This window comes from Massilia sp. LXY-5 (assembly GCF_059801075.1).
On sequence record NZ_JBNNEH010000001.1, the window covers coordinates 717563 to 743921 of the forward strand.

Consider the following 26359-nt stretch of genomic DNA (forward strand, 5'->3'; position numbering starts at 1 on the left):
AACTGAGGCGCTTGTCGAATAATGTAAGAAGTTACCTATTCCCTTTTCGGAGTTGCTCCATGTCCCAAACGCAGCCTACGGTCGAGCAGAAGCCGCTTGCCAATCCTCCATCAGCCCCGGCCCCGGCCGCCGCCGGCAAGACCCCGCCCAACAAGCGCGTGCTCGTCGTGGTCGGGCTGATCGCGATCGCGGCGCTGGCTGCCGGTGGACGCATGTGGTACCGCAGCCATAACTTCGTCGATACCGAGAACGCCTATGTCGCCGGCCACGTGCACCCGGTGTCGGCGCGCATCGCCGGCGTCGTCACGCGCGTGCTGGTGGAAGACAACCAGCATGTGAAGGCGGGCGACGTCATCGCCGAACTCGACCCGGCCGACCAGCACGTGCGCGTCGAGCAGATCGAGGCGCAGATCGCCAGCGCGAAGCAGCAGGTGATCCAGGCCGACGCGCAGGTCGAACAGGTGCGCGCCCAGGCTCAGGCGGCGCAGGCGCAGGTCGGCCAGTCGCAGGCCCTCGCGCTGCGCGCGCGCCAGGACGCCGAGCGCTTCGGCCAGCTGTACACGAAGCAGATGAAGGCCGTTTCGAAAGCCGAAGTCGATGCCGCGAACGCTGCGCGCACGGCCGCCGCCGCCGACGTCAATGCGCGCCGCGACACGGCCAGCGCCGCCAAGGCGCAGATCAATGCCGCATCCTCCGCGCGCGACGTGCTGAAGGCCCAGATCAAGGTGCTGCAGGCGCAGCTGAAGGACGCGAAGCAGCAGGTCAGCTACGGCCGCATCCTGGCGCCGGTCGATGGCCGCATCGGCCGCCGCAGCGTGGAAGTGGGCGCGCGCGTGCAGCCGGGCCAGCAGCTGGTGGCCGTGGTCGAAGACAAGGTCTGGGTCAACGCCAACTTCAAGGAAACCCAGCTGGCCGGCCTGAAGCCGGGCCAGGCGGTCGAATTGCAGATCGACGCGCTGCCGGACGAACACCTGGTCGGCCGCGTGGACAGCTTCTCGCCGGCCTCGGGCAACCAGTTCGCGCTGCTGCCGGCCGATAACGCGACCGGCAACTTCACCAAGATCGTGCAGCGCGTGCCGGTCAAGATCACGCTGGCCCCGGCCGACGTGCAGCGCCTGACGGGCCGCCTGGTGCCGGGCATGTCGGTGGTTGCCGAGATCGACCTGCGCCAGAAGGCGGAATCGAAGCCGGCCGGGCCGGCGCAAACCGCATCGGCCCAGCCGGCGGCACAGCCAGCTAAATAAGGCGGCTTCATGACGAGTACGACCAAGCCCGCGCCCGCGGTCTTCCCGGGCGCACCCGCCGCCGGTGCGCGCGTCGATGCGCGCACCTGGATCGCGGTCGCCGCCGGCATGCTGGGCGCCTTCATGGCGGTGCTCGACATCCAGATCACCAACTCCTCGCTGCGCGACATCCTGGGCACGCTCTCGGCGACCCAGGAAGAGGGCTCCTGGATCTCGACCGCCTACCTGTGCGCCGAGATCGTCGTGATCCCGATGACGGCGCTGTTCGGGCGCGCCTTCGGCGTGCGCCGCTACATGATCGGCACTACCTCCCTCTTCCTCGTGTTCTCGACCCTGTGCGGCGCGGCCTGGAACCTGGAGAGCATGATCGTCTTCCGCATGCTGCAGGGTTTCACCGGCGGCGCCCTGATCCCGATGGCGATGACCCTCGTGATGACGCGCCTGCCCAGTTCCAAGCGCGCGGTCGGCATGGCGATCTTCGGCCTCACGGCGACCCTGGCCCCGGCCATGGGCCCGACCTTGGGCGGCTACCTGTCCGAGATCTACGGCTGGCCGTCGATCTTCTACATCAACTGGGTGCCGGGCGTGCTGCTGATCGCCGGCATGATCTATGGCCTGGACCGCGAACCGTCGCAGATCAGGACCCTGGTCAACGCCGACTGGCTCGGCATCGGCCTGATGGCGCTCGGTCTCGGCTGCCTGACCATCTTCCTGGAAGAGGGCAATTCGAAGGATTGGTTCGATTCCGAATTCATCATCACCTTCGCGGCGCTGGCGCTGGTCGGCATCCTCGGCTGGGTGGCGACGAGTTTTACGCGCCAGCAGTCCTTCGTGAACCTGCGCCTGTACGGCCAGCGTAACTTCCTGATCGCGACCGTGCTGTCGGCCGTCACCGGCATGGGCCTGTATGGCTCCTCTTATCTGCTGCCGCTGTACCTGGGACAGATCGCCGGCTACACGCCGATGCAGATCGGCGAAGTGATCGCCTGGGTCGGCCTGCCGCAGCTGATCGTGATGCCGTTTGCGGCGGCCTTGTCGTCAAAGGTCGACAACCGCATCATGTGCAGCTTCGGTTTGCTGCTGTTCGGCGGCTCCTGCCTGATGAATGCCTACATGGACGCCACCACCGGCTACGACCAGCTGATGATCACCCAGATCGTGCGCGCGATCGGCCAGCCCTTCGTGATGCTGACGCTGTCGAATTTCGCGATGAACGGCATCGCGCCGAAGGACATGCCCTCGGCCTCGAGCCTGTTCAACATGACGCGCAACCTGGGCGGCTCGGTCGGTATCGCAATGCTGGCGACCTCGCTCACCAACCGCGAGCATTTTCATTCCGCGCGCCTCGGCGAGTCGGTGTCGACCTATGCGGCGCCGACCCAGGAACGTATCGACCAGATGACGCAAGCGTTTGTCGCCAGCGGTATCGATCCGGCTACCGCGGCCAACCAGGCACTGGCCGCGCTCGACCGCATCGTGCGGCGCGAAGCCTATGTGATGGCCTATAACGACGGCTTCTTTATCGTCGGCGCGATCCTGATCGGCTGCATCGCCATGGTCTGGCTCGCCGACAAGGTCAAATCCCCCGGCGGTGCCGGCGGTGGCGGTCACTGATTTCATTGAATTGAAGAGATGAGAAAAACGATGTTCGATTCCTTTGCCAAGCTGTTTCCGCAACGTGCGCTGGCGGTCGGCGTGAGCGCCGCGCTGGCCCTGATGGTCAGCGGCTGTTCCACCATCGGGCCCAATTTCGTGGCCCCGAAAGCGGTCGAGGCGCCGGCTTACCGCCATGCCGAACCGGCTGTCGTTTCCGATGCAGCGCGCCTGCCGGCCCACTGGTGGACCGTGTTCAACGACGCCACCCTGAGCGGCCTGGAAGAGCGCGCCCTGCGCGACAATCCGGGCGCGAAAGCCGCGGCGCAGCGCCTGCTGCAGGCGCAGGCCCAGCTCGGCGTGCTGCGCGCAGGCCAGGCGCCGAACGTGTCGGTGAATGCCGGCGTGTCGAATTCGCGCACCTCGGCCGAGACTTCGCAGGCGCTGGCCCTGGGCGGGCGTTCGATCGAAGGCAACAACTTCTCGGTGGGCGCGGCGCTGTCGTACGAGCTCGATATCTGGGGCCGCGTGCGCCGTGTGATCGAAGCGGCCGACGCCCAGGCCCTCGCCGCCCAGGACGACCGCGACGGCGTGCTGCTGATGCTCTCGAGCCAGGTGGCGCAGAGCTACTGGCAGCTGCGTGGCCTGGATGCCGAACAGGCGATCCTGGCGAACGCGCTGGGCGCCCGGCGCGAAGCGCAGGAACTGGTCGAGGCGCGTTTCGACGCGGGCCTCACCAACGAACTCGATGTCTCGCGCGCCCGCGTCGAGCGCGCGAACGCCGAAGCCGACCTGCACGAGGTGCAGCGCCAGCGCAACGCGGTCGAGCACGCGCTGGCGGTGCTGGTCGGCACCTCGCCGAGCACGCCGCTGCTGCCGGTCGCGGCGAAACCGGCGCTGCCGCTGCCGCCATCGATCCCGGTCGGCCTGCCGGCCAGCCTGCTGGCGCAGCGCCCGGACCTGGCGGCCAGCGTGGCCAGCCTGCGCGCGGCGAATGCGCAAGTCGGCGTGGCCGAGGGCATGTTCTATCCGTCGGTGAGCCTGACCAGCAATTTCGGCTATGCTTCGCAATCGCTGCGCGACCTGGCCGGCGGCAGCGCGCGCCAGTTCTCGATCGGGCCGCTGGCCCTGTCGCTGCCGGTCTTCGACGGCGGCCGCAATCGAGCCAACCTGGACCTGTACAAGGCGCGCTACGAGGAAGCGGTGGCGAACCACGAGAACCGTTTATTGACCGCACTGCGCGAAGTCGAAGACGCCTTGTCGGATGCGCAGCAACGCCAGAAGCAGGGCGACGTGCAGGCCCAGGCCCAGAAAGCGGCCGCGCGTGCGCTGCTGGTGGCGCAGGCGCGTTACGAGCGCGGCATCTCGACCTACCTGGATGTCACCGACGCCCAGCGCAGCGCCCTGGCCGCGGACCGCGCCGCCGCGCAGATCCGTACCCAGCGTCTGCTGGCTTCCGTGGCGGTGGCGCGTGCGCTTGGCGGCGGCTGGACGCAGGCGCCCGCGCTGGCGACGGTGCGCTGACGTAGCGTGGGCATGCCCACGCGTTACGTGTGCATGCCCACCCGACCGCTCAATCCAACTGCAACGTGCGCGCCTCCGCCGTCCCGCCCCAATCCTGGGCATACACCCCATTCCGCACATACCGGTGAAACGTCGAATGCTCCCACTCGGCGACGTTCAACACGAACCCATGCTTCACCGGATTGAAATGCACGTAATCCATATGCCGTTCGAAATCGACATCATTGCGAATCTGGTGCTCCCAGAAGCGCCGCTGCCAGATCGTCGATTCATTACGTTTTTTCGTTGATCGTTTCAAGAGAGCCGGATCGTGCAGCGTCTCGCGGCACACATTCGAGACGTAACGCTTGATCTCGCCCCATCGCCGCCCATAATCAAAGTCCCGCTCGGGCAGCGTCCAGATGCAGTGCATATGGTTCGGCATCAGAACCCAGGCGTCGATGGTGAAGGGACGCGCGACGCGGACGGTGGTGATCGATTGCCGAAGGGCGGCGCGAAACCCGGGGTCGCAGAAGATCGGCCGGCGCTGGAAAGCGACGACAGTGAAGAAATAGGTGGGGCCTGCCTGGAGACGACGGTAGCGTGTCATGGTTCGGCATCGTAATTGGACAGTACGTTTCCCTGATGCGTCAGCGCAAACGTGCACGCGTATGGCCGCGAAATTCGAACGGTGTCCGCGTGGGCATGCCCACCCTACGGTGCACCACCATGTCGTCCAAAACGCCAATTCGGTTCCTTCACCGTATTACAATCGCTTGCTTGTATTCAAAATATAACGGGGACACATGAAACACCTTCTCGCACCACTCGTGCTGGCCATCGCTGCCGGCGCCGTCACGGCAGCCGAGGCGCCTGCCGCCAAGCCACATGCGGCGACTGTCGCCGAACTGAACGCCATGGCGAAACGCTTCGCCCCGGTCGAGCTGCGCGCCGAGACGGCCGGGCTGTCGAAAGGCGACCGCGCGGCGATCGGCAAATTGATCGAGGCGGCGAAGATCGTCGATACCCTGCAGTTGCGCCAGCGCTGGGCCGGCAACGAGGCGCTGTGGGCGGCGCTGCAGAAGGACAGTTCTCCGCTGGGCAAGGCGCGCCAGCGTTACTTCTGGCTGAACAAGGGCCCGTGGTCCATCATCGACGGCAACGCCTCCTTCATGCCGCCCGAGTACGCCGGCATCAAGATCCCGGCGCGCAAACCCGACGGCGCCAATTTCTATCCGGCCGGCGCCAGCAAGGAAGCCCTGGAGACCTGGATGAACGGCCTGTCCGCGAAGGACAAGGAAGCAGCGCAGTGGTTCTTCACCGTGATCCGCAGCGACGGCGCGGGGAAATTCCGCAGCGTGCCGTATTCCGAGGAATACAAGACCGAACTCACCCAGCTGGCCAAGCTGCTGCGCGATGCCGCCGCCAGCACGGACAACGCCTCGCTGAAAAAATTCCTGCTGCTGCGCGCCGACGCCTTCCTGTCGAACGATTACCTGGCCTCCGATTTCGCCTGGATGGACCTCGACTCGCCGGTCGACATCACCATCGGACCGTATGAGACCTATAACGACGAACTGTTCGGCTACAAGGCGGCCTTCGAAGCCTATGTCAACGTGCGCGATCCGAAAGAGACGCAGAAGCTGAACTTCTTCGGCAAGCACATGCAGGAGCTGGAAGACAACCTGCCGGTGGATAAACAGTACCGCAATCCGAAGGTCGGGGCGATGGCGCCGATGGTGGTCGTCAACCAGGTCTACGGCGCGGGCGACGGCAACATGGGCGTGCAGACGGCCGCCTACAACCTGCCGAACGACGAGCGCATCATCCGCGAACGCGGCTCGAAGCGCGTGATGCTCAAAAATATCCAGGAAGCGAAGTTCGAATCGACCCTGAAGCCGATCACGAAACTGGTCCTGCGCCCGCAAGACCAGAAAGACCTCGATTTCGATTCCTTCTTCACCCACATCCTGGCGCATGAAATCACGCACGGCCTGGGTCCGCACCACACGCAGCAGGGCGGCAAGGAATCGACGCCGCGCCAGGACCTGAAGGAAGCCTATTCGACGATTGAGGAAGCGAAAGCCGACGTCACCGGACTGTGGGCCCTGAGTTACATGATGGACAAGGGCCAGCTGAAGGACACGCTGGGGCAGGGGGAGCAGGCCGAACGCAAGCTCTACAACACCTTCCTCGCCTCGTGCTTCCGCACGCTGCACTTCGGCCTGACGGATTCGCACGCGCGCGGCATGGCGATCCAGGTGAACTACCTGCTCGACAAGGGCGCTTTCGTCTCGCACGGCGATGGCACGTTCTCGGTCGACTTTAAAAAAATCAGGCAGGGCGTGATCGATCTCGACCGCGAATTCCTCACCATCGAGGCGCTGGGGGACTATGCGCGCGCCAAGGCGCTGATGGAGAAGTATGTCGTCATCCGCCCGGACGTGCAGAAGGCGCTCGACAAGATGAAAGCGGTGCCGAACGACATTCGCCCGGCCTTTGTAACGGCCACTGCATTGACGGCGCAAGGGCAGCGATAAGCAACATGTCGGATAAATCCATCATTTTGACCAGGTTTTGACCCGGAGCTTAAGGTAAATTTGACGAAATCGCATGGAACTCTGCTATAGTTTCGCTAAATTTCCGCCTGGCAATAAATAGCCTGCGGCGCGACCGGAGCGTCCTTCCGGCTGACCTTGAGCGAGCTTCCATGTTTTCTTCGAAAATGACGATCGGCGTCCGTCTGGCGCTGGGCTTCGGCGCCGTCCTGGCGCTGATGATGGTGCTGACGGCGCTGGCGGTAAGCCGCGTCGGCAACATCGATGCCACCCTGAACCGTATCAATGACGTCAACAACGTCAAGCAGCGTCACGCCATCAATTTCCGCGGCAGCGTGCACGACCGCGCGATCGCGCTGCGCGACGTGGTACTGGCCGGCGACAATGCCGCCGCCCAGCCGGCGATCGAACAGATCCGCGTGCTGGCCGCCAATTACGAGCGTGCCGGCACGGCCCTCGACGCCCTGTTCGCCGCCCGCACCGACATCCTCGCCGACGAAAAGACCGCGCTGGCCGCGATCAAGGAAGACGAGCGCAAGACCCAGCCCCTGATTGCGAAAGTCACCGAGCTGCGCCTGGCGGGCGACCTCGACGGTGCACGTGCGCTGCTGGCGCACAGCGCGGCCCCGGCCTTCGTGTCCTGGCTGGCCAGCGTGAACCGCCTGATCGACCTCGAAGAGCAACTGAACAAGGATGCGGCCGGCGAAGCACGCGCCTTGTCCGGCAGTTTCTTTGCCTGGATGATGGGGCTGTGCGCGATTGCCGTGGCCGCAGGCAGCCTGGGCGCCTGGTTCATCAGCCGCGGCCTGCTGCGCCAGCTCGGCGGCCAGCCGGGCTACGCCGCCGACATCGTGCGCAGCATCGCCGCCGGCAAGCTCGACGTGCAGATCGCCACCGCGCCGGGCGACCGCTCGAGCCTGCTGTTCGCGATGGCCGGCATGCGCGACAGCCTGGTCGACATCGTTTCCCAGGTGCGCAGCGGCACCCTGACGATTGCCGAGGCCTCGACCGGGATCGCGGCCGGCAACCAGGACTTGTCGAACCGTACCGACAACCAGACCCGCACGCTGCAGGACACCGCCGCCTCGATGGGCGAACTGACCGGCACCGTGCGCCAGAACGCCGACAATGCACGCCAGGCGAATGCCCTGGCCGAGTCGGCGTCGAGCGTGGCCCTGAAAGGCGGTGCGGTGGTCGCGCAGGTGGTCGAGACCATGGCCTCGATCAACGCCTCGTCCAAACAGATCGTCGACATCATCGGCGTGATCGACGGCATCGCCTTCCAGACCAACATCCTGGCGCTGAACGCCGCGGTGGAGGCGGCGCGTGCCGGCGAGCAGGGACGCGGGTTTGCCGTCGTCGCCACCGAGGTGCGCAACCTGGCCCAGCGTTCGGCTGCGGCAGCAAAAGAAATCAAGACCCTGATCGGCAGCTCGGTCGAGCGCGTCGACGCCGGCGCCCGCCTGGTCGACGAGGCCGGCAGCACGATGGACGAGATCGTCACCAGCGTGAAACGCGTGACCGACATCATGGCCGAGATCAGCGCGGCCAGCGCCGAACAGAGCGCCGGCATCGAGCAGGTCAACAGCGCCATTGGCCGGATGGACGAGGCGACCCGCCAGAACGCCGCCCTGGTCGAGCAGGCCAGCGCGGCCGCCGCTTCGCTGCAGGATGAGGCGGCGACGCTGGCGGACGTGGTCAGTGTCTTCAAAATGGCACAGCAGGGCAGCGAGACTGTGGCGTCCATGCCGCAACGAGCGCGCCTGGCCTTGTCGGTTTGAACAGGGACAAAAATATTTCTGCGCGGGAAGATATTCTGGGTTCTAGAATTGCCTTGAAGCATTTCGTCGAACCCGGATGTGTCCCATGTTTAAATCCTTGTTGTCCCTCGCGCTGCTCGCCGGCGCAAGCGCCCAGGCTGCCGAACTGACGGCGCTCGAAACGCGCTGGTTACAGGCGGCCTCTCCCGTCCTCGTGTATTCCCAAACTTTAAAACTGCCGATCGACATCATCGTCCAGCCGCAGGCACGCGCCACCGACGTGCCGCTGGCGATGGGTTATGACGGCGGCCGCTGCAAACTGGTCTTGTCGCTGCGCGGCAATCCGCAGGCCGAGGCCGTTTTCGCGGGCGTCGCCGAAGAGAGCCAGGGCGAGCTGATCGAGACGATGGCGGCGCACGAGATCGCCCATTGCTGGCGTCATGCACAGGGCGCCTGGAATGCGCTGCCGGCGGGCTTCGTGGAAGTCGGCGAAGAAATGGCCAGCGACGGCTCCCTGCTGGCGATCGCGCGCGCCCTGCGCGAATCGCGCCGCGAGGAGGCCTATGCCGACCTGGCGGCGCTGGCCTGGATCCGCCACAGCCATCCAGGCGCCTATGGCCGCGTGCACGGCTGGCTGGCGCAAGTGCGCGCCGGGCAGACGCCGCGCGGCGGACACGATACCCGGGCCTGGGTCGCGCTGGCGCAGGATGGCAGCCGCTTCGGCAAGGCCGACGCCCCGTTCGAAGACGCGGCACCCCTGTGGCACGAGGGCTTGTTGAAAGACTGATCCGCTTGGCTGTGCACCCGCGTTTTATGGTTTTTTCGACAAGTGTTCGTTGTCGCACAGATGTCATGGGGTAGGGCGCGTTTAATGACGCTATCACAACAACCTACCCAGGGACACCGCCATGAAAACCTTGCTCGCCACTCTGCTGGCCACCGCAGCCGGCGCTACTTTCGCCGCTGCCCCGACTGCCGCCCTGAACCACGATCCTGCGACCTATCGCAACGTGAGCCAGAAGGCCGCCACCGAGTACAAAGCCGCTACCGCCAAGTGCGATACCCGGAGCGGCAACGACAAGGATGTCTGCATGGCCGAGGCGAAAGCCGCACGCGCGCGCACCGAATCGGATGCCATCGCCAAGTACAACAATTCCGAAAAAGGCCGCGCCAGCGCCCGCAACAAGGTCGCCGAGGCCGACTATGAAGTAGCGAAAGCCAAATGCGACGCCAAGAGCGGCGCCGACAAGGACAGCTGCATGGATAACGCCAAGTCGGTGCGCACCGCTGCGCTGGCCGACGCCAAGGCCGGCCGCGAGGGCTCGGGCGCCGTCGGCGCCAGCGGCAGCGCCGGCCTGGTCGCCAGCACCGACACCAAGGACCCAGCGAAAGCCGCCGCGGTCGCCAAGTGCGAACAGGTTGCCGGCAATGCGAACACCGGTTGCCTGGTCGACAGCAAGGGCAATGTGACGACGATGGCCGGCCGTGCCGAGAACGCCACCGAGCGCGCCGCCGACAACACCCGTGCCGCCACCGCGACCGCAGTCGACAAGACCAGGGCCGTCGCCTCGACCGTTGCCGAGAAGACCAAGGAAGTCGCCTCGACCGTGGTCGACAAGACCAGGGCCGTTGCCTCGACCGTGGCACAGAAGACCGAAAACGCGGCCGAGAACGTCGGCGACAAGTCCCGCCAGGCGGCCGCCAACGCGAAGGAAAACACGAAGGATGCAGCAGCGACCGCTGCCGTGAAGACCGATAACGCGACCGACCGCGCCGCCGACAAGACCCGCGACGCCGGCCGCACCACCGCCGTTGCCGCATCCGACACGGCATTGACCACCAAGGTGAAGGCGAACCTGCTGGCGCAGCCGGAACTGAAATCGCTGGGCATCCACGTCGAAACCGAGAAGGGCGTCGTCATGCTGAGCGGCTTCGTCGAATCGAAGGCCGAAGCGGACAAGGCAGTCAAGGCCGCCAAGGAAACCGAAGGCGTGCACAGCGTGAAGAGCGCGATCAAGGTCAAGTAAGCAGGGAGCCGGTCCTGCACCGGTTTTCCCCTGTGCCGCTTCAGCAGCGCGCGCAGCCGTCGACGATGGCTGCGCGCGTTTGTCGTATGCAAGCCGCATTCCCGGCACCGGCGGCAGCCGGGCGCCGTGTAAACACATGGCCCGGCAGAGGGGCGGTTATAATTTTCAAGTGAACAAACTCGAAGCCTTCGGATACATCGTGGCGCAAGCCTCGCGCGGTGATATCACTTTCCCTACCAGTGTCAATGCCGTGCTGCGCCTGCAGCAGGCGCTCGACGATCCCGATTGTCCGCTCGACGAGGCGATCCGGCTCGTTCTGGCAGAACCGCAACTGGCCGCGCGCACCGTCGCGCTGGCCAATTCCGCCGCCTTCAGCGGCGGCGGCGCATCCGTGACGAACGTGCGCGCCGCCGTCACCCGCATGGGTTACCGGCGCCTGCAGGCGCTCGTCGCCAGCCTGGTGGTGCGCCAGTTCGGCAGCCGCATCAAGGACCCCGGCCTGCGCGCCAAGGCCGAGCAGCTCTGGGAACACACGACCCACGTGGCCGCGCTGGCCTGGTCGCTGGCGCGCCACGTCACCGGCGTCAATCCCGATACGGCCCTGTTCGCGGGCATCATCCACGAGGTCGGCGGCTTTTACCTGCTCTCGCGCGCCGACGAATTCCCCGGCCTGCTGGACGACGATCCGGAAAAATGGGGAGAACTGTGCGAGGACGTGGTCAGCCTCGAAGTCCTGAAAAAGCTCGCGGTCCCAGCTACGGTGGCCGACGCCATCGGTGCCTTGCGCCGCGCCTGGATCAATATGCCGCCCTCGACCCTGCTCGACACGCTGCTGCTGGCGAACGGCTATGCCCCGGTCGTGTCGCCGCTCGGCGCGGCGCTGCCGGCCATGGCGGAACATGCCGACAGCGCCCTCGATTTCGTCATCGACGAAGACTTGCTGGACATGATCCGTGCCGAGGCGCTGGAAACCTGCAAGGCGATGGGCGGGCCGCTGCTGGTCTAGCGTGCCTTGCTTGCGGCCCTCGTCGAATCGCGCGAAAATCAAGCTGAAGAATCGGCCTGAAGCGGCAATGCCGAGGCCTGCACGCGAACTGAGCTGTCGCGTCATGCGCCTGTCGTAGCGCGCCGTCAAACCCGGGCACGAGGGCGGGAACCTGGGCCGAAGCCAGCCGTTCTAACCGCAAGGAGATGTTCTCCACGCGGAGGAAACGTGAATCGTCAGCCGGCAGATGTGTCGTCAGGAATCGGTCAGCATCCGCTGTGGGCGACGCTATGCCTGCTGTTCTTGCTGTTCCTGCTGGCGGTGCCGGCTGCACCGGGCGCCAATGCCGCTCCTTCCTCCAGCCTGCTGACTGTCGACGGGCCGATCGGTCCCGCCTATGCCGACTACATCGAACGCGGCATCGCCGGCGCCGCGGCGCGCGGCGACCGCCTCGTCATCCTCCAGCTCGACACGCCGGGCGGCCTCGACACCTCGATGCGCATCATCGTGCGCGCCATTCTGGCCGCGCCGCTGCCGGTCGCCTGTTTCGTCGCCCCGAGCGGCGCCCGCGCCGCCAGCGCCGGCACCTATATCCTGTACGCCTGCCATATCGCGGCGATGGCGCCCGGCACCAACCTCGGCGCGGCCACGCCGGTGCAGGTCGGCGCCGGTGCGGGGCCGCCGGGTGGCGCGCCATCCGATGCCGGCAAGCCTGCCGAGCCCTCGGCCATGGAGCACAAGGCGGTCAACGATGCCGCCGCTTACCTGCGCGGGCTGGCGCAGCTGCGCGGACGCAATGCGGTCTGGGCCGAGGCGGCGGTGCGCCAGTCGGTCAGCCTGTCCGCGGAGGATGCGCTGGCGGCCAAGGTGGTCGACATCGTCGCACGCGACGTGCCTGGCCTGCTGGCGCAGGCGAACGGACGCGTTGTCGGCGTGGGCGGCCGGCCCTGGCGCGTGGACGTGGCTGGCGCGGCGGTCGTCGAGCTGCCGCCCGACTGGCGCACGCGCCTGCTGGCGACCATCACCCATCCGAGCGTGGCCCTGATCCTGCTGTCGGTCGGCGTGTATGGCCTGCTGTTCGAGTTCATGAGCCCAGGGGCCGTGCTGCCGGGCGTGGCCGGAGCCATCTGCCTGCTGCTCGGCCTGTACGGCTTGCAGCTATTGCCGATCAATTATTCGGGGCTGGCGCTGATCTTCTTCGGCCTCGCCTGCATGCTGGCCGAAGCCTTCCTGCCGAGCTTTGGCGTGATCGGCTTCGGCGGCGTGATCGCCTTCGTGATCGGTGCCTTGCTGCTGTTCGACACCGAGGCGCCGGGTTTTGGACTACCGCTGGGCCTGGTGGCCAGCATCGGCATCGTGGCGGCCTTGCTGGTCGGCGCCACCGCCCAGGTCGCGCTGCGCACGCGGCGCCGGCCGCGGCCCGGGGCGCTGGGCGCGCTCGAAGGCAGCTTCGGCGAAATGCTGGGCGACGCCGCGCGCGAAGGCTGGGCGAATGTGGGCGGCGAGACCTGGCAGGTGGTGGCCGACACGCCCTTGAGGCAGGGCGAACGGGTGCGGGTGCTCGGCCGGCGCGGGCGCGTGCTGCTGGTGGCCCCGCTCGATCTTTCTGCACATCCTGCGGCCCCGGGGCGCGGTCCGCCCGCCAAGGACGCGCCCGCCAATGGTCACTAGGAGAACCTCATGCTGTTCGAATTCAGTTTCGGCTTGTCCCTGCTGGTCGTCGTGGTGCTGGTCCTGTTCGCCATGTCGGTGCGCGTGCTGCGCGAGTATGAACGCGGCGTCGTGTTCCAGCTGGGGCGCTTCTGGGCAGTGAAGGGACCGGGCCTGATCCTCCTGATCCCGGTGCTGCAGCAGATGGTGCGGGTCGACCTGCGCACCGTCGTGCTCGACGTGCCGAAGCAGGACGTGATCTCGCGCGACAACGTGTCGGTGAAAGTGAATGCGGTGCTGTATTTTCGCGTCGTCGATCCAGAACGCGCCATCATCCAGGTGGCCAATTTCATGGAAGCGACCAGCCAGCTGGCCCAGACGACGCTGCGCTCGGTGCTCGGCAAGCACGAGCTCGACGACATGCTGGCCGAACGCGAACGCCTCAACATCGATATCCAGAAAGTGCTCGACGCCCAGACCGATGCCTGGGGCATCAAGGTTGCCAATGTCGAGATCAAGCACGTCGACCTCGACGAATCGATGATCCGCGCGATCGCCCGCCAGGCCGAGGCCGAACGCGAGCGGCGCGCGAAAGTCATCCACGCCGAAGGGGAACTGCAGGCCTCGGAAAAGCTGATGCAGGCAGCCGAAGTGCTGGCCCGGCAGCAGGGCGCGATGCAGCTGCGCTACCTGCAGACCCTGTCCACACTGGCCAGCGACAAGACGGCAACCATCGTCTTTCCGCTGCCGATGGACTTGCTGTCGAACCTGATGAGGAGAGGGGAGGGCTAGACGGCTTCGCGTGCGCGTTCCACCCTGGCCTGGCGTGCCTGCGGCGGCTCGGACGCTTGCGCACGGCGCATTGCCAGCATTGCCAGCGACAGCAGGACACCGGTGAAGGCCAGGCCTGCGGCCACCCATTGGGGCGCGGCATAGGAGTAGCCAAGCGTCAGGGGAATACCGCCGAGGAAGGCGCCGGTGGCATTCCCGATATTAAAACCCGACTGGCCGAGCGAGGAGCCGAGCATCTCCGCTTCGCGCGAATGGTCGATCAGGAGCATCTGGATCGGCGGCCCCATCGCCAGCGCATTCGCGCCGGTGGCGAAGGCCAGTACCAGCATGGCCGTCTGCGAGGTGGCGAACAGGCCGTTCATCAACAGCAAGGCGGTCATCGTCGTGAGCAGGATGACGATGGCGCGGATCGGTGCGAAGCGGTCGGCCAGCTTGCCGCCCGCGGTCACGCCGACCGTCATGCCGACGCCGACGACGGTCATGATCATCGGGATCTGGCCCGGCGCGAAGCGCGACAGCTCGGTCAGCAGCGGGGCGATATAGCTGAACCAGGCGAAGAAACCGCCGGTGCCGATCGAAGTGATGGCCAGCGCCATCCACAGGCCGGGCTTGCGGAAAATCCTGAGGTCCTTGCGCAAGCCCGCGCTCGGGCGTGCTTCGATGAAGGGCACCAGCTGGCGCAGGGCGAGAGCCGTCAGCAGGCCGATCGCGGCCACGACCAGGAACACCAGGCGCCAGCTCATGTTGTGGCCAAGCCAGGTGCCCAGCGGGACGCCGGCGACATTCGCCAGCGTCAGGCCGGTGAACATGGTCGCCATCGCAGCGGCGACTTTGCCCTCGTCGGCCAGGCGGCTGGCGACGACGGCGCCCACGCCGAAGAAAGCGCCATGCGGCAAGCCGGCCAGGAAGCGCGACACCAGCATCAGGCCATAATTCGGCGCCAGCGCGGAGAGGGCATTGAACACGGCGAACATCAGCATGAACCAGATCAGTACGGTACGCGGCGGCCGTTTGGCCAGCAGGCTGACCAGGGTCGGCGCACCGACCACGACGCCGAGCGCATAGGCGGTAATCAGGTAGCCGGCTTGCGGGATCGTGACCTGCAGGCCGCCGGCGATATCGGGGAGGATGCCCATCATGACGAATTCGGTCATGCCAATGCCGAAGCCGCCAAGGGCCAGCGGGAGCAAGCTTTTCTTGATCAAAATAAAGTGTCTTTACAGTGGTGACACCGGCCGGGCGCCATGCCGGGCCGAGTGGAACCGGCCACTATAGACCGCCAGGCTTTCCGAGTCTGCTTTCCGCTTGTGATGTCAGGTATTCGATGCCCTGATAGCGCTAGCTGCACGCCAGCCGGGCAGCAGCGCGCACGCCGCGCCAAGCAGATGCCCCTGCCAGGCGACGGCGACGGTCGGCGGCAGGCCGGCCGCGCTCCATCCCGCACCGATGGCTTGCGCGGCCGTCGACGCGGCGCAGGCCAGGCCGCCTGCCAGCAGGGCGGGACGCCAGCGTCCGGCCAGCGGCCAGAGGGCGATGCCCGCGGCCAGCGCGACGGTGGCGGCAAGCGCCGAAGCACCGCGGTATTCCACCAGGCCGGGCACGGCGAATAGCGCCAGCGAGATCAGGGGAGCAACCAGCAGCAATTGGCGCAGCAGGCGCCGCATGCCCAGGCCGCGTTCGAGGAGGGAGCTGCCGGCGAACAGCACGACCGCGTCGAACAGGGCGTGCTGCCATCCGAAATGCACCAGGTGGCCGGTCCACAGGCGCCACCACTGGCCGGCGAGGATCGCATCGCGCTCCCAGGCCAGCGCCGCGATGGCCGATTCCGGCAGGCAAGCCAGCAACAGGCAGGCGAGCGCCAGGCCGGCCGCCGCGCGCTCGCGTCCAGGCCCGCGCTCCGGTCCGTCCTCAGGCACGCCGCCTCGCATGGCCCAGCCACAACAGGCCCAGCGCGCCCAGCGCAGCCAGCCAGCCGGCGCTGCCGCCGCCCTTGTAGCCCGCCTTGTTCGCGACTTTAAATTGCGGATCGGACTTGACGCGTTCGCGGAAGCGGCCCAGCTCGCCCTGCAATTGCGGAATCAATTGTTCGACCGCCTGGGCATAGCCCTGCGACTGGGCGGCGCGCGCCTGTTCGGTGAAACCGGCCCAGGTCGCGGAACCCTTGACCTGGCTGGTGCCCGGCGCCCGGAACAGCAGCTTGCGGCTTTTGACGTCGAACACGGCGGCGTCGAGCAGGGTCTGGACGTCGTAGCGGTCGCCCTGGATCAGATAGGCGCCGACGACGGTCCAGTACAGGACGGCGGCCGCATTCGTGTCGTTGAAGCGGACCTGGTCGTAGGACAGCAGCGCGACGACTTCGACGTCGAACATGCGCGCGACCTGGTCCAGGTTGTCGAAGGCGCCGCCCGGGCGCAGGTAGGAGGTCGGGATGAGTTCGATCTTGCCGATGTAGGCGTGCGCGGAGAAGGCCGCCTTGACGCGCTCGAGCAGCTGCATTCTTTCCGCTTCCGACACAGCCGTGTTGCGGCCACTTCCCGGCACAAAGGCGATGCCGACCCGCACCGGCGGACGCAGTTCGGTGACGGTCGGCGTCATCTCCGGCGCCGCCGTCGCTTTCGGATACAGGAAGTCGACCAGGCTGCCGGCCTGGCGCGTACTGCGCAGCGAAGTCGAGGCGCAGCCGCCGATGGCTGCAGCCAGGAAAATGAGAAGCAAAGTCCGAAAGAGTCGCATGGGCCACCTGTGTCGTTAACAAAGTGGAACGCATGGTGGCACGGAGCGGGATGCACTTGAAGCGCCGGCGCCCGAGTAGCGTTGAACGCGCCGCGCGGTATTGCCGGACGACCTTTTTCAAGCCTCGTCGTCGCCGAGCCAGACGACACGGCCGTGTCCCGCCTCGTTCAGGCGCGCAACCAGCGCCGGCGCATCGGCCTCGGCCAGGCTGAAGGCAAACACGACGGCATCGCCATGGCTGACCTCGAGCAGGGTAGCCTTGGCGGCATCGAGTTCGCGCCGGATCATGCCCTCGAAGGCGTAAGGCGCCGTGCAGCGCAGCTGGGTGTGGCGCACGATGGCGACCTTGTCGGCCTGCAGCAGGGCCTGGGCCACGCTGTCGGTGTAGGCCCGCACCAGGCCGCCGGCGCCAAGCTTGATGCCGCCGAAATAGCGCACGACGGTGGCAAGTACCCCTTCCAGGTCCTGGTGGCGCAGCACGTCGAGCATCGGCCGTCCGGCCGTACCGCTGGGCTCGCCATCGTCGACGGCGGCCGACTGGCCCCCGGCCAGCAGCGCCCAGCACACGTGCGCCGCTTGCGGATGCTGGGCGCGCAGGCCGGCCACCACCGCCTGGGCACTGGCGCGGTCCGTCATCGGCTGCACGCAGGCGATGAAACGGCTCTTCTTGATGATCAGTTCGTGGTGGACGGGAGAGGTCAGGGTCTGGCGCATGGGCGCTGCTCCGAACGCGGAAACAAAAACGCCAACCGTGAAGGTTGGCGTTTTCGCTGAATCTTTGGTAGGCCGTGCGGGATTCGAACCTGCGACCAACGGATTAAAAGTCCGCTGCTCTACCAGCTGAGCTAACGACCCGAAGAAGGCAAGATTATAGCCGGACTCTTGCGAATGTCCAAGAATTTCCTGCGACACCGTGCATAAAGACCCGTTACGACCTGAAAATCAGGTTTCCACGTGCTCGTCTTCCTTCTGCGCTTCGTGCATGGCTGCCGGTTCGAGCTTTTCGGCTTCGACGTTCGCCCGTACAAACACACCCCAGCACGCCAGCAGGATCGCTGCGGCAACCCCAATCGACGCAACGTGCGGCAGCAGCTCGGGCTTGGTGTGCAGGAACTGGAACACGCCGACCAGGCATTCGACCCCGAGCGACACCACCACCACGATCAGGAAGCGCGACAGGAAGCGGCGCAGGCGAGTCGGCGAGCTCACGTGTACCGCACGCTGTACTTCTTCCTCCAGCACCGTCTGGCCCAGTTCGAGGGCGGCCACCGCAATCGTCAGCAAGCCGATGCATTCCAGGATCAGCCGGAAGCGGTCCTGTACCGACTGCTCGTCGCCCGGACGCAGGGCCGACCAGATCTCCATGGCGCCGAGGACGATGAGCGACAAGCCGCAGACGAAGAAGAGCAGGGCGATCAATATGAATCCGCCGGTGGCGATCTTTTGCAAATATTTCACGGTGAACCTTCTGTCTGAATATGTGGAAACTTTAGCATCATTCGGCGCCACGCTTCCGTTCGGCAGGAGCTGGAGGACAGCACCGGGTGTTGCCAAATCAACGCGTCCATCGAGCGCCATGACGCGCCGCAAACGTCCTCATCAGTGACGCTTGTATCGTGGCAACGACCGCGATTTTCCTTGTTATCGCTCATGCATGAGGAGGTTCAACATCCAATGACTACTGCGCTGGTACGACAGGTCACCGCTGCCTTGGCGGAGTTTGCAAGTGGCAGCCGCTTGTACGCCTTATCGATTGGCGACGGCGAGGCCGGATCGGGCCTGGACAGCCTGCTGGTCGAAGCCTTCTGCGCCAGCGAGGCCGTGCAGGAAATCGGCTGGCGCGACGTGATCGTCCTGTCGACCAGCGCCCATCTCGACCCGGCTGCGCTGCTGGGACAGCCGGCGGCGCTCGACATCAGCCTGGCAGACGGCACCCGCAGCCGTTTCGGCGGCGAGCTCAACGAGGTCGTCATGCTCGGCAGCGACGGCGGCCTGGCGCGCTACCGGCTGCGGATTGTGCCCTGGCTCTGGCGCCTGGGACAGGTGAGGAACAGCCGGGTATGGCAAGACCGCAGCGTCGTCGAGATCGTCGATGCGGTCCTGAAAGACTATCTGCCGCTCGCGCGCTGGCGCTGGAGCGAGGAAACCAGTCCCTACATGGCGCAGGCCGTGCCGCGCAGCTATTGTTGCCAGTACCGGGAGACCGATCTCGCCTTCGTCGAGCGGCTGCTGGCGGAGGAGGGGCTGGGCTGGCGCTACGAACAGGGTGAACAAGGTGCCGGCATCGTCCTGTTCGCCGACAGCACCGATCCGGCCGCCGTGCCGCCCGACGCCAGCAGCGAAGCCGGCGGCGCCGTGCGCTTCCATGGCGTGCGTTCCGTCGAAGCGAGCGATACGGTGCAAGCGCTGGCGGCGCAGCGCCGCCTGCACGCTTCCCTGACGACCGTGCTCAGCTACGACTACAAGGCCAGGCAGCTCGTCACCGGCAGCTCGCCGGGGCGCAGCCGCCAGGGCAGGGAGCTCCCCGCTCTGGAATCGTATGACGTGCCGGGCCAGTACGCCTACGCCAACCGCGAACAGGCGCGGCGCCATGCCGACCTGCAGATGGAGAGGCAGGAAGCGCGTGCGGCCCTGTGGCAGGGCCGCTCCACGGTGCGCACCCTGCGGGCGGGTACGCGCCTGGCGATCAGCGGCATGCCGCTCGGCCGCTTCGGGGACACGGCCGCGTTGACGGTGCTGCGGGTGACCAGCGTCGGCGTCAACAATATGCCCCCGCCCGCGCAGCACGCGTTGGCCGAACTGTTCGGGCCGATTCCCGACCTGCTGGAAGAGATGGCAGCGCGCGACCTTCCTCCCGACTTCGCGCTCGCCCTCGCCCAGGCACGCGCCACCGGCTACGCCAACTGCTTCGAGGCCATTCCTGCCGATGTGCCCTGGCGCCCGGTCCAGGAAAACAGCGACGGCCGCCAGCGTGCCCGTCCGACCGCACACGGCGCACAAAGCGCCATTGTCATCGGCGCCGACGGCAGCGACCAGCCGAACGGCGCCGACGAGCTGTACTGCGACCGCCTGGGACGGATTCGGATCCGCTACCACTGGCAGGACAGTGACCGGGCGAGCTGCTGGGTGCGCGTCGCGCAACGCTCGGCCGGCGGCGGCATGGGCTGCCAGTTCCTGCCGCGCATCGGGCAGGAAGTGATGGTGCAATTCCTCGAGAACGACATCGACCGCCCGATCGTCGTCGGCGCCCTCTATAACGGGCAAGGGGAAGGCGGGATCGCACCGACGCCGGGCGGCATCGGGGTTGCTGAGCCGAAGGCGCCTTTTGATCGCGCACACGACCACGCGTCTTCCGCCCAAGGCAACCTTGCGGGCGGCAACAGCCCGGTCTGGCACGGCGCCTCGGGCGACAGCGGCGGCCACCGCAACGGCGCCGCCCAGTGGGGCATCCGCAGCAAGGAATTCGGCGGCGCCGGCTACAACCAGCTGCTGTTCGACGATACGGACGGGCAGGGGCGGGTCCAGCTTCGCAGCACCCATGCTGCAAGCGAATTAAACCTCGGCCATCTGATCCACGCTGCCGACAACTACCGCGGCAGCTTTCGCGGCACGGGCGCCGAACTGCGCACCGATGCCTACGGCGCGGTACGGGCGGGCGCGGGCCTGCTGATCACGAGCTACAAGATCGCGCACAGCGCCGCCGCGCGCGACCCGGCCGGCGAGGCTGCCGGCGCAATCGCCATGTTGTCCCAGGCAACAAAACTGGCCGAGTCCTTCAGCTCGGCGGCGCAGACGCACCAGACGGTGGCACTGGCCGGCCACGTCGGCGCCGCTAAAGCCAACACCAGTGTGCTCGACGACAAGGCCGCCCCGCTCAAGGCCATGCTGAGGAGTGCTTCGGGCATGTCGGGCAAGGACAGCTTCGGTGCCGGCGATGCCAGGCTCCCGCACTTCAGCGATCCGCTGATCGCCATCGCCGCGAAGGATGGCTTAGGCGCGAGCGCCGGGCAAAGCCTGCAACTGGCGAACGGCGAAACCGTGACCGTCATGAGCGGCCAGGACACGCAATTCGTCGCCGGCGGCCAGATGCGGGTTCACTCAGGACAGGCAATCGGCGTACTTGGCGGGGCGGTGAAAGCGGGCGAGGGCGGCGTCGGGCTGCAGCTGATCACGGCGAAGGACGCTATCGACATCCAGGCGCAGGCCGATGACCTGAAAGTGCAGGCACGCGACGAGATCAACGTGATCAGCGCGAATGCGCATATCGACTGGGCCGCGGCGAAGCGGATCAGTTTATCGACGGCGGGCGGAGCAAATATCACGATCGAGGGCGGGAATATTACGGTGCAGTGTCCGGGGAAGATCAAGGTGCATGCGGGGAAGAAGAGTTTTGTCGGCCCGGCTAATGCGAATTATGAATTACCTACGTTGCCACGTGGGGCGATGAAATTCGACGAAAAATTTCAAGTTTCGGATCCGACGGGGGAGCCATTGAGAAACATGCGGTACAGAGTTACCAAACAAAATGGTGGAAGAGTCGAAGGCGTAACGGATCAGAATGGAATGATCTCGTTGCAGCAAGGTTTTTCAGCTGAACGGATAACGATAGCGATACTCGGACGAACAGACAAATAAGAGAGGTAGCGCATGGATCATCAGTCTGGAACGAAACAACGCTCTGCTATTCTATATCCAAGCGAGAGCGGCAGATTGGAAGCTGCTTGGACGCTAACTGATACAAAATTAACAGATGCTGTACGACTCACGGTTCCCCCTTCCCATGCCATACCAATTGTTTTCGTTCCTGGGATCATGGGATCCAATTTGTGCACCTTGCAAAATAAACCCGTTTGGCTGTTGAATAGCGTCGGTAACACACCAGTGGGCCTTGCTTTGAAATGGGCCGCCAAGGCTGCCGGCCAGCGGCAGCGCATACTGCATCCACGGAAAACCAAGGTTTTTAAGGATGGGGCCGTCCCAAAGGAAAAATCTCCATCAATGCGGACTCTTGACGATTTTATCCGGCGGGGTTGGGGCGAGATTTCGGAGGCTAGCTATCATAAATTTTTACTTTGGCTTGACGGAAAATTGAATAGCGATGGCAATCCTGCTAATTGGACAGATTTTACGCATTCTTCTCTTCCTTCGTTGTCATCCGCAGGAGAGAAACTGAGTGCTCGATTGCCTGCAGGGTTGGAAATGGAAATGCCGGGCTTGCCGAAAACCGCAGATGGTGGAGGCATGGTTCCCAAAATATCCTCGGACGAACTTATTAAGCGTTCCAAGGCTCTCTTCCCCGTTTACGCATTTGGTTATAACTGGCTGGGGTCAAATTCAGACGCAGCGTCATCTTTAATGGAGCGAATCGAAATTATCATTAAGGAAAACAATTCTGGACCGATGACGTGCAAGCAGGTGATCTTGGTGACGCATTCAATGGGCGGGCTAGTGGCTCGAGCATGCAGTCAATTGCCCAGTATGTCTGAAAAAATTCTTGGAATCGTTCACGGAGTAATGCCCGCCACGGGTGCTGCGGTAGCATACCGCCGTTGTAAGGTAGGAATGCGAGACGAAAACTTTGGGGCTGGATTGGTTATCGGGTCAAACGGAAAAGAAGTTACTGCTGTGTTCGCACAGGCCCCTGGTGCTCTGCAGCTTCTCCCTTCAGAAGACTATGGAGCCGGATGGCTGAAGGTAGCTGATTCTTCGAGGACACCACTTGCGGCCCTGCCGGTATCCGATCCATACAAAGAGATCTATCTCGAGCGGGAAAGTTGGTGGGGGCTTGTTCGCGAAGAGTGGTTAAGTCCTGAGGACGGCGAGCCCATCGATTGGAACATATTTTCGAAAAATATCCTGATAGCGAGGGCCTTCCATCGTTCCATTGCGAAAAAGTATCATCGTAATACTTATGTTTTTTACGGCGGTGGAATAGAGAAAAAGAGTTTCGAAAAAATTTGTTGGAATATAAAGAAAGAAGTTCGTGACGGATATCAGTCCGGTGTTACGAATTTGAGTGGGGTCGTGAAGTTGCGTCACGAAGAGATTTCGACAGATGGGTCGAACAGTTTATACGTGAACCAGTCGCCTAGGCAACGTTCTGGCAAAAAACACACTGACATGGAATCGGGCGCCGATGATAAAAACGGCTGGATTATCCAATGCGCCGGTTATGACAGTGCTGGAGATGGGACCGTACCGAAAATATCGGGAAATTTTCCGCTTGGTAGCGGCGGGATGTCCATAAAGGAACAGTTTGAATTGTCTGGTATCGAACACGAGCCAGCGTATAGGGATTCTCCTATCGCGCAGATAGTTACATATTACGCAATTACTAAACTAGCAGCCATTGCGAACTTGTCATGAGAAAAATCTCTCTTTGCATTATATTTGCGATGTCGGTCTCTTCATGTACAGCCGAGAAAGAAGGAAAGTCGAACATGTATCTTCTAAACGATCCGATGATTTCCCATTGTGTCGGGCGAAACATTATTGAATTGCCCGAGTCATTTGTATCGTCTTCCTTAACTACTGGAACCTTTAAACCTGTAGGGGCGGATCCGCAAGACCCAGCGTTTGAGGTCACTGTGTACACTAAAGAAATGAATCGCTCAATATTTGAGATGGAAATTGCCAAGCGCCGTGCTGAACTTAAGGGCAAAGCTGACCAGACAGTAAACATCTTTAAGCTGGAAAGGAAATTAAACGAAAACGCCACGTTATTTCGCGTACAGGAGATTGAAGATGCTTACGTGAGCGAAGTTATTCTCTTGGCGGGGACAGTTATGGTGACCGTGCGTTACGATTCCTTTCATGGGCAATATTTGGAGGCGGAAGATCGTCTCTCGAAATTTCTGGAGAGAATCAGCAATAACAAGATGGAAGGTTCGGCAGGTTTTTGTTTGGGGCGGATCGGAATCAGGGGCGATTTCAAGGTGGAAAAGGGGAACTACCTTTTTCGAAACGGTAAGGGAGCTGACTTCGAATTTGATGTAGATACTTATAGTCCAGATGAACATGTACCACTTCTTGCTAGAATGTCTGGACCCAACTCCTTGTTAACAATTTTCGATGTTGATCACACGGTATTGCGTGCAAGAGAAAGATCTGTAGCAGGTATGCGTACACAAGAGTGGTTGGGTTGGGCTAAGGTCAGTGACGAACCCGACGGAAAAAAAATTCAGTTTAGCTTGGAGACGATGCGCAATACACCAGGGAAAACAACCCCGAGCCTGACGGTTGCGTTCGAAACTGCGCAGCCCCTTGAAGACGGACGTCCAACAAAGACCGAGATTTCAGAAAAACAGGCTATTCTGCTATGGGATTCTGTCGTTGACTCAATTCGTCAAACAGGAACGTAGGCCCAAATAGTTGCGACTGCATGACTCGATGTGGATTAAATCTTTATATCGAGAAGTTCGATTGGGAATAGGCTCTGTAAGATCACTCTGATAGAGCTACAGGGGCCTGGGAGGTTTTTGAAAAGACGCGGCGCAAAACAAAAAAGGCGCCATGATCACTCATGACGCCTTCATTGTTACAGCAAATTCGTGGTAGGCCGTGCGGGATTCGAACCTGCGACCAACGGATTAAAAGTCCGCTGCTCTACCAGCTGAGCTAACGACCCGAAAGAGGCAGCATTATAGCCGGCGATTTGTGTTTGCGCTAGTGCCAACTGGCGAAGCCCTAGGAAACCGACAACGCCGCCGTCACCTTCAGCACTTCCTCGGCCGTCGTCGCGCCCTCGATGATCTTCATCGCGCCGGCGATGCGCAGCGGCTTCATGCCGTCAAGGATGCTCTGCTGGCGCAACCCAGCCAGGTCGGCCGCGTCCCCGATGCGGCGCGTGAATTCATCGGAGACCGTCAGCAATTCATACAGCCCGGTCCTGCCGCGATAGCCCGTCTGGCGGCATTCGGGACAGCCGATGGGACGATAGACCGTCGCCGGCTTCGGCAAGTTCCACGCACCGCCCAGGCTTTGCCAGACGTCGTCGCTCAGCTCGCCATTCGGGGCCTTGCAGTCCGGGCACAGGGTGCGCACCAGGCGCTGGGCCATGACGCCGATCAGCGTTGCTTCCAGCAGGTAATCGGGCACGCCCAGTTCCAGCAGGCGCATCACGGCCGATGGGGCGTCGTTGGTGTGCAGCGTCGAGAGCACGAGGTGGCCGGTCAGCGCCGCCTGGATCGCCATCTCGGCGGTGGCCAGGTCCCGGATCTCGCCGACCATGATGATGTCCGGGTCCTGGCGCATCAGGGCGCGCACCCCGTCCGCGAAGGAGAGGTCGATGCCGGGTTGCACCTGCATCTGGTTGAACGAGGCCTCGACCATCTCGATCGGATCTTCCACTGTGCAGACATTCACCTCGTTCGTCGCCAGCGCTTTCAGGGTCGTGTACAGCGTCGTCGTCTTGCCGGAACCCGTCGGTCCGGTGACGAGGATGATGCCGTGCGGACGGTTCGTCAGCGCATCCCAGCGTGCGGCGTCGTCCGGCGGAAAGCCGAGTTCGGGCAGGGTCTTGACGACCACTTCCGGATCGAAAACACGCATCACCAGTTTTTCGCCGAAAGCGGTCGGCATGGTCGACAGGCGCAGCTCGACTTCCTGGCCGGCGGCGGTACGGGTCTTGATGCGGCCGTCCTGGGGGCGGCGCTTTTCGATGACGTCCATCCGGCCCAGCAGCTTGATGCGCGCCGTCATCGCCAGCATCACGGCGGCGGGTACCTGGTAGACCTGGTGCAGCACACCGTCGATGCGGAAACGGATGACTGCGATGTCGCGCTTCGGCTCGAGGTGGATGTCCGACGCGCGTTGCTCGAAGGCGTAGCTCCATAGCCAGTCGACGATGTTGACGATGTGCTGGTCGTTCGCGTCGAACTGTTTGTTCGCCTTGCCCAGTTCGACCAGTTGCTCGAAGTTGCTGCGCAGTGCGAGATCCTGGGCGCTGGTCTTGCTGGCGTCGCGGATGGATTTCGCCAGGCTGAAGAACTGGGAAATGTATTGCGCGATATCGAGTGGGTTCGCCAGCACCAGTTCGATGCGGCGGCGCGCCACCTTGGCGATCTCGGCTTCCCATTCGGTGGCGAACGGGTCGGCGGTGGCCACCGTCAGCGTCGTCGCGCTGATGTCGAGCGGCAGGATGTTAAAGCGTGCCGCATAGCTGGCCGACATTACGTCGGCCACCTTGGTGAAATCGATTTTTAATGGATCGATGCGGATGAAGGGCAGGCCGACCTTCGCCGCGCACCATTCGCTCAAGACGTCGAGCGTCAGCAGGCGGTGCGGCGGCTGGTGCGAGAGCAGCTTGCACTGGGCCACGGCGGTCAGCGGGTGCATCGAACCGACCGCGTTCTTCAGGATGGCCTGGGCCTGGGCGAACTGCGCCTTCACCTTGTCTTTCTCGACAATGCCATCAGCCAGCAGCCACGAGAAAATGGCTTGCAGGTCGAGCCGGCGTGGCCGTGCGGGACTGCGGGGGAGGGAAGCGGATTGCGGTGCGTTGGCGTTCATGTTC

Annotated in this window: 20 protein-coding genes and 2 tRNA genes; 13 read left to right on the forward strand and 9 right to left on the reverse strand. The window is 64.0% G+C overall.

Annotated features, from left to right (window positions below):
* Positions 1-59 precede the first annotated feature (59 nt).
* From ACI48I_RS03125 to ACI48I_RS03135, 3 genes are read left to right on the forward strand one after another with little or no spacing between them, the layout of a single operon-like run.
* The gene (locus tag ACI48I_RS03125; RefSeq protein ID WP_193688591.1) at positions 60-1244 is read left to right on the forward strand and encodes an HlyD family secretion protein; all 1185 of its coding nucleotides are present in this window, start codon (positions 60-62) and stop codon (positions 1242-1244) included.
* A gap of 9 nt (positions 1245-1253) precedes the next feature.
* Positions 1254-2858, forward strand: coding sequence for a DHA2 family efflux MFS transporter permease subunit (locus tag ACI48I_RS03130; RefSeq protein WP_193688592.1), 1605 nt, complete (start codon positions 1254-1256; stop codon positions 2856-2858).
* 30 nt (positions 2859-2888) lie between these two features.
* Positions 2889-4361, forward strand: a complete 1473-nt coding sequence (locus tag ACI48I_RS03135) for an efflux transporter outer membrane subunit (RefSeq protein WP_498573311.1) — start codon at positions 2889-2891, stop codon at positions 4359-4361.
* Between the two features lie 49 nt (positions 4362-4410).
* Here the strand turns inward: ACI48I_RS03135 and ACI48I_RS03140 are convergent, their stop codons facing one another.
* Entirely contained in the window at positions 4411-4950 is a 540-nt protein-coding gene (locus ACI48I_RS03140; protein ID WP_193688594.1) for an REP-associated tyrosine transposase, read from the reverse strand.
* Between the two features lie 196 nt (positions 4951-5146).
* On the opposite strand from ACI48I_RS03140, the gene ACI48I_RS03145 reads away from it, so the two are divergent.
* The 7 genes from ACI48I_RS03145 to ACI48I_RS03175 all read left to right on the forward strand — a co-directional run bounded on the left by ACI48I_RS03145 (position 5147) and on the right by ACI48I_RS03175 (position 14112).
* Positions 5147-6880 carry a DUF8614 domain-containing protein gene (locus tag ACI48I_RS03145; RefSeq protein WP_498573312.1) on the forward strand — a complete coding sequence of 578 codons (1734 nt, stop codon included), beginning with the start codon at positions 5147-5149 and terminating at the stop codon, positions 6878-6880.
* 170 nt (positions 6881-7050) lie between these two features.
* Complete coding sequence (locus ACI48I_RS03150; RefSeq protein ID WP_498573313.1) at positions 7051-8679, forward strand: methyl-accepting chemotaxis protein; 1629 nt, start codon at positions 7051-7053, stop codon at positions 8677-8679.
* 85 nt (positions 8680-8764) lie between these two features.
* Entirely contained in the window at positions 8765-9445 is a 681-nt protein-coding gene (locus ACI48I_RS03155) for a hypothetical protein (protein ID WP_498573314.1), read from the forward strand.
* A gap of 121 nt (positions 9446-9566) precedes the next feature.
* On the forward strand, positions 9567-10685 hold the full coding sequence (locus ACI48I_RS03160) for a BON domain-containing protein (RefSeq protein ID WP_498573315.1): 1119 nt from the start codon (positions 9567-9569) through the stop codon (positions 10683-10685).
* A 169-nt stretch (positions 10686-10854) separates the two neighbouring features.
* Positions 10855-11691 carry an HDOD domain-containing protein gene (locus tag ACI48I_RS03165; RefSeq protein WP_227496696.1) on the forward strand — a complete coding sequence of 279 codons (837 nt, stop codon included), beginning with the start codon at positions 10855-10857 and terminating at the stop codon, positions 11689-11691.
* 207 nt (positions 11692-11898) lie between these two features.
* Entirely contained in the window at positions 11899-13341 is a 1443-nt protein-coding gene (locus ACI48I_RS03170; protein WP_498573316.1) for an NfeD family protein, read from the forward strand.
* A gap of 9 nt (positions 13342-13350) precedes the next feature.
* Entirely contained in the window at positions 13351-14112 is a 762-nt protein-coding gene (locus ACI48I_RS03175; RefSeq protein ID WP_193688601.1) for a slipin family protein, read from the forward strand.
* Here the strand turns inward: ACI48I_RS03175 and ACI48I_RS03180 are convergent.
* The 6 genes from ACI48I_RS03180 to ACI48I_RS03205 all read right to left on the reverse strand — a co-directional run bounded on the left by ACI48I_RS03180 (position 14109) and on the right by ACI48I_RS03205 (position 18303).
* Positions 14109-15317, reverse strand: coding sequence for an MFS transporter (locus ACI48I_RS03180; RefSeq protein WP_498573317.1), 1209 nt, complete (start codon positions 15315-15317; stop codon positions 14109-14111). The genes ACI48I_RS03175 and ACI48I_RS03180 overlap by 4 nt on opposite strands.
* A 108-nt stretch (positions 15318-15425) precedes the next feature.
* The gene (locus ACI48I_RS03185; RefSeq protein WP_193688603.1) at positions 15426-16028 is read right to left on the reverse strand and encodes a rhomboid family intramembrane serine protease; all 603 of its coding nucleotides are present in this window, start codon (positions 16026-16028) and stop codon (positions 15426-15428) included.
* A complete protein-coding gene (gene rhlP / locus ACI48I_RS03190; RefSeq protein WP_193688604.1) occupies positions 16021-16845 on the reverse strand; it encodes a rhombotarget lipoprotein in 825 nt (274 codons plus the stop codon). Before rhlP ends, ACI48I_RS03185 begins: the two co-directional genes overlap by 8 nt.
* A 117-nt stretch (positions 16846-16962) precedes the next feature.
* Positions 16963-17559 carry an IMPACT family protein gene (locus ACI48I_RS03195; RefSeq protein ID WP_193688605.1) on the reverse strand — a complete coding sequence of 199 codons (597 nt, stop codon included), beginning with the start codon at positions 17557-17559 and terminating at the stop codon, positions 16963-16965.
* A gap of 65 nt (positions 17560-17624) precedes the next feature.
* Positions 17625-17700: transfer RNA gene (locus tag ACI48I_RS03200), tRNA-Lys, on the reverse strand.
* Between the two features lie 87 nt (positions 17701-17787).
* Positions 17788-18303 carry a hypothetical protein gene (locus ACI48I_RS03205; RefSeq protein WP_227496698.1) on the reverse strand — a complete coding sequence of 172 codons (516 nt, stop codon included), beginning with the start codon at positions 18301-18303 and terminating at the stop codon, positions 17788-17790.
* 216 nt (positions 18304-18519) lie between these two features.
* Between ACI48I_RS03205 and ACI48I_RS03210 the strand changes: the two genes are divergently transcribed.
* The 3 genes from ACI48I_RS03210 to ACI48I_RS03220 are packed head-to-tail and all read left to right on the forward strand — an operon-like array spanning position 18520 to position 24206.
* Complete coding sequence (locus ACI48I_RS03210) at positions 18520-21480, forward strand: type VI secretion system Vgr family protein (RefSeq protein ID WP_498573318.1); 2961 nt, start codon at positions 18520-18522, stop codon at positions 21478-21480.
* 12 nt (positions 21481-21492) lie between these two features.
* A complete protein-coding gene (locus tag ACI48I_RS03215; RefSeq protein ID WP_498573319.1) occupies positions 21493-23211 on the forward strand; it encodes an esterase/lipase family protein in 1719 nt (572 codons plus the stop codon).
* Entirely contained in the window at positions 23208-24206 is a 999-nt protein-coding gene (locus ACI48I_RS03220) for a T6SS immunity protein Tli4 family protein (protein ID WP_498573320.1), read from the forward strand. The genes ACI48I_RS03215 and ACI48I_RS03220 overlap by 4 nt, the downstream gene beginning before the upstream one ends.
* 190 nt (positions 24207-24396) lie before the next feature.
* Here the strand turns inward: ACI48I_RS03220 and ACI48I_RS03225 are convergent.
* Positions 24397-24472, reverse strand: a tRNA-Lys gene (locus ACI48I_RS03225).
* A gap of 59 nt (positions 24473-24531) precedes the next feature.
* Positions 24532-26355 (reverse strand): type IV pilus assembly ATPase TfpB, encoded by a 1824-nt coding sequence (gene tfpB, locus ACI48I_RS03230; RefSeq protein ID WP_498573321.1) that lies wholly within the window; start codon positions 26353-26355, stop codon positions 24532-24534.
* Positions 26356-26359 lie beyond the last annotated feature (4 nt).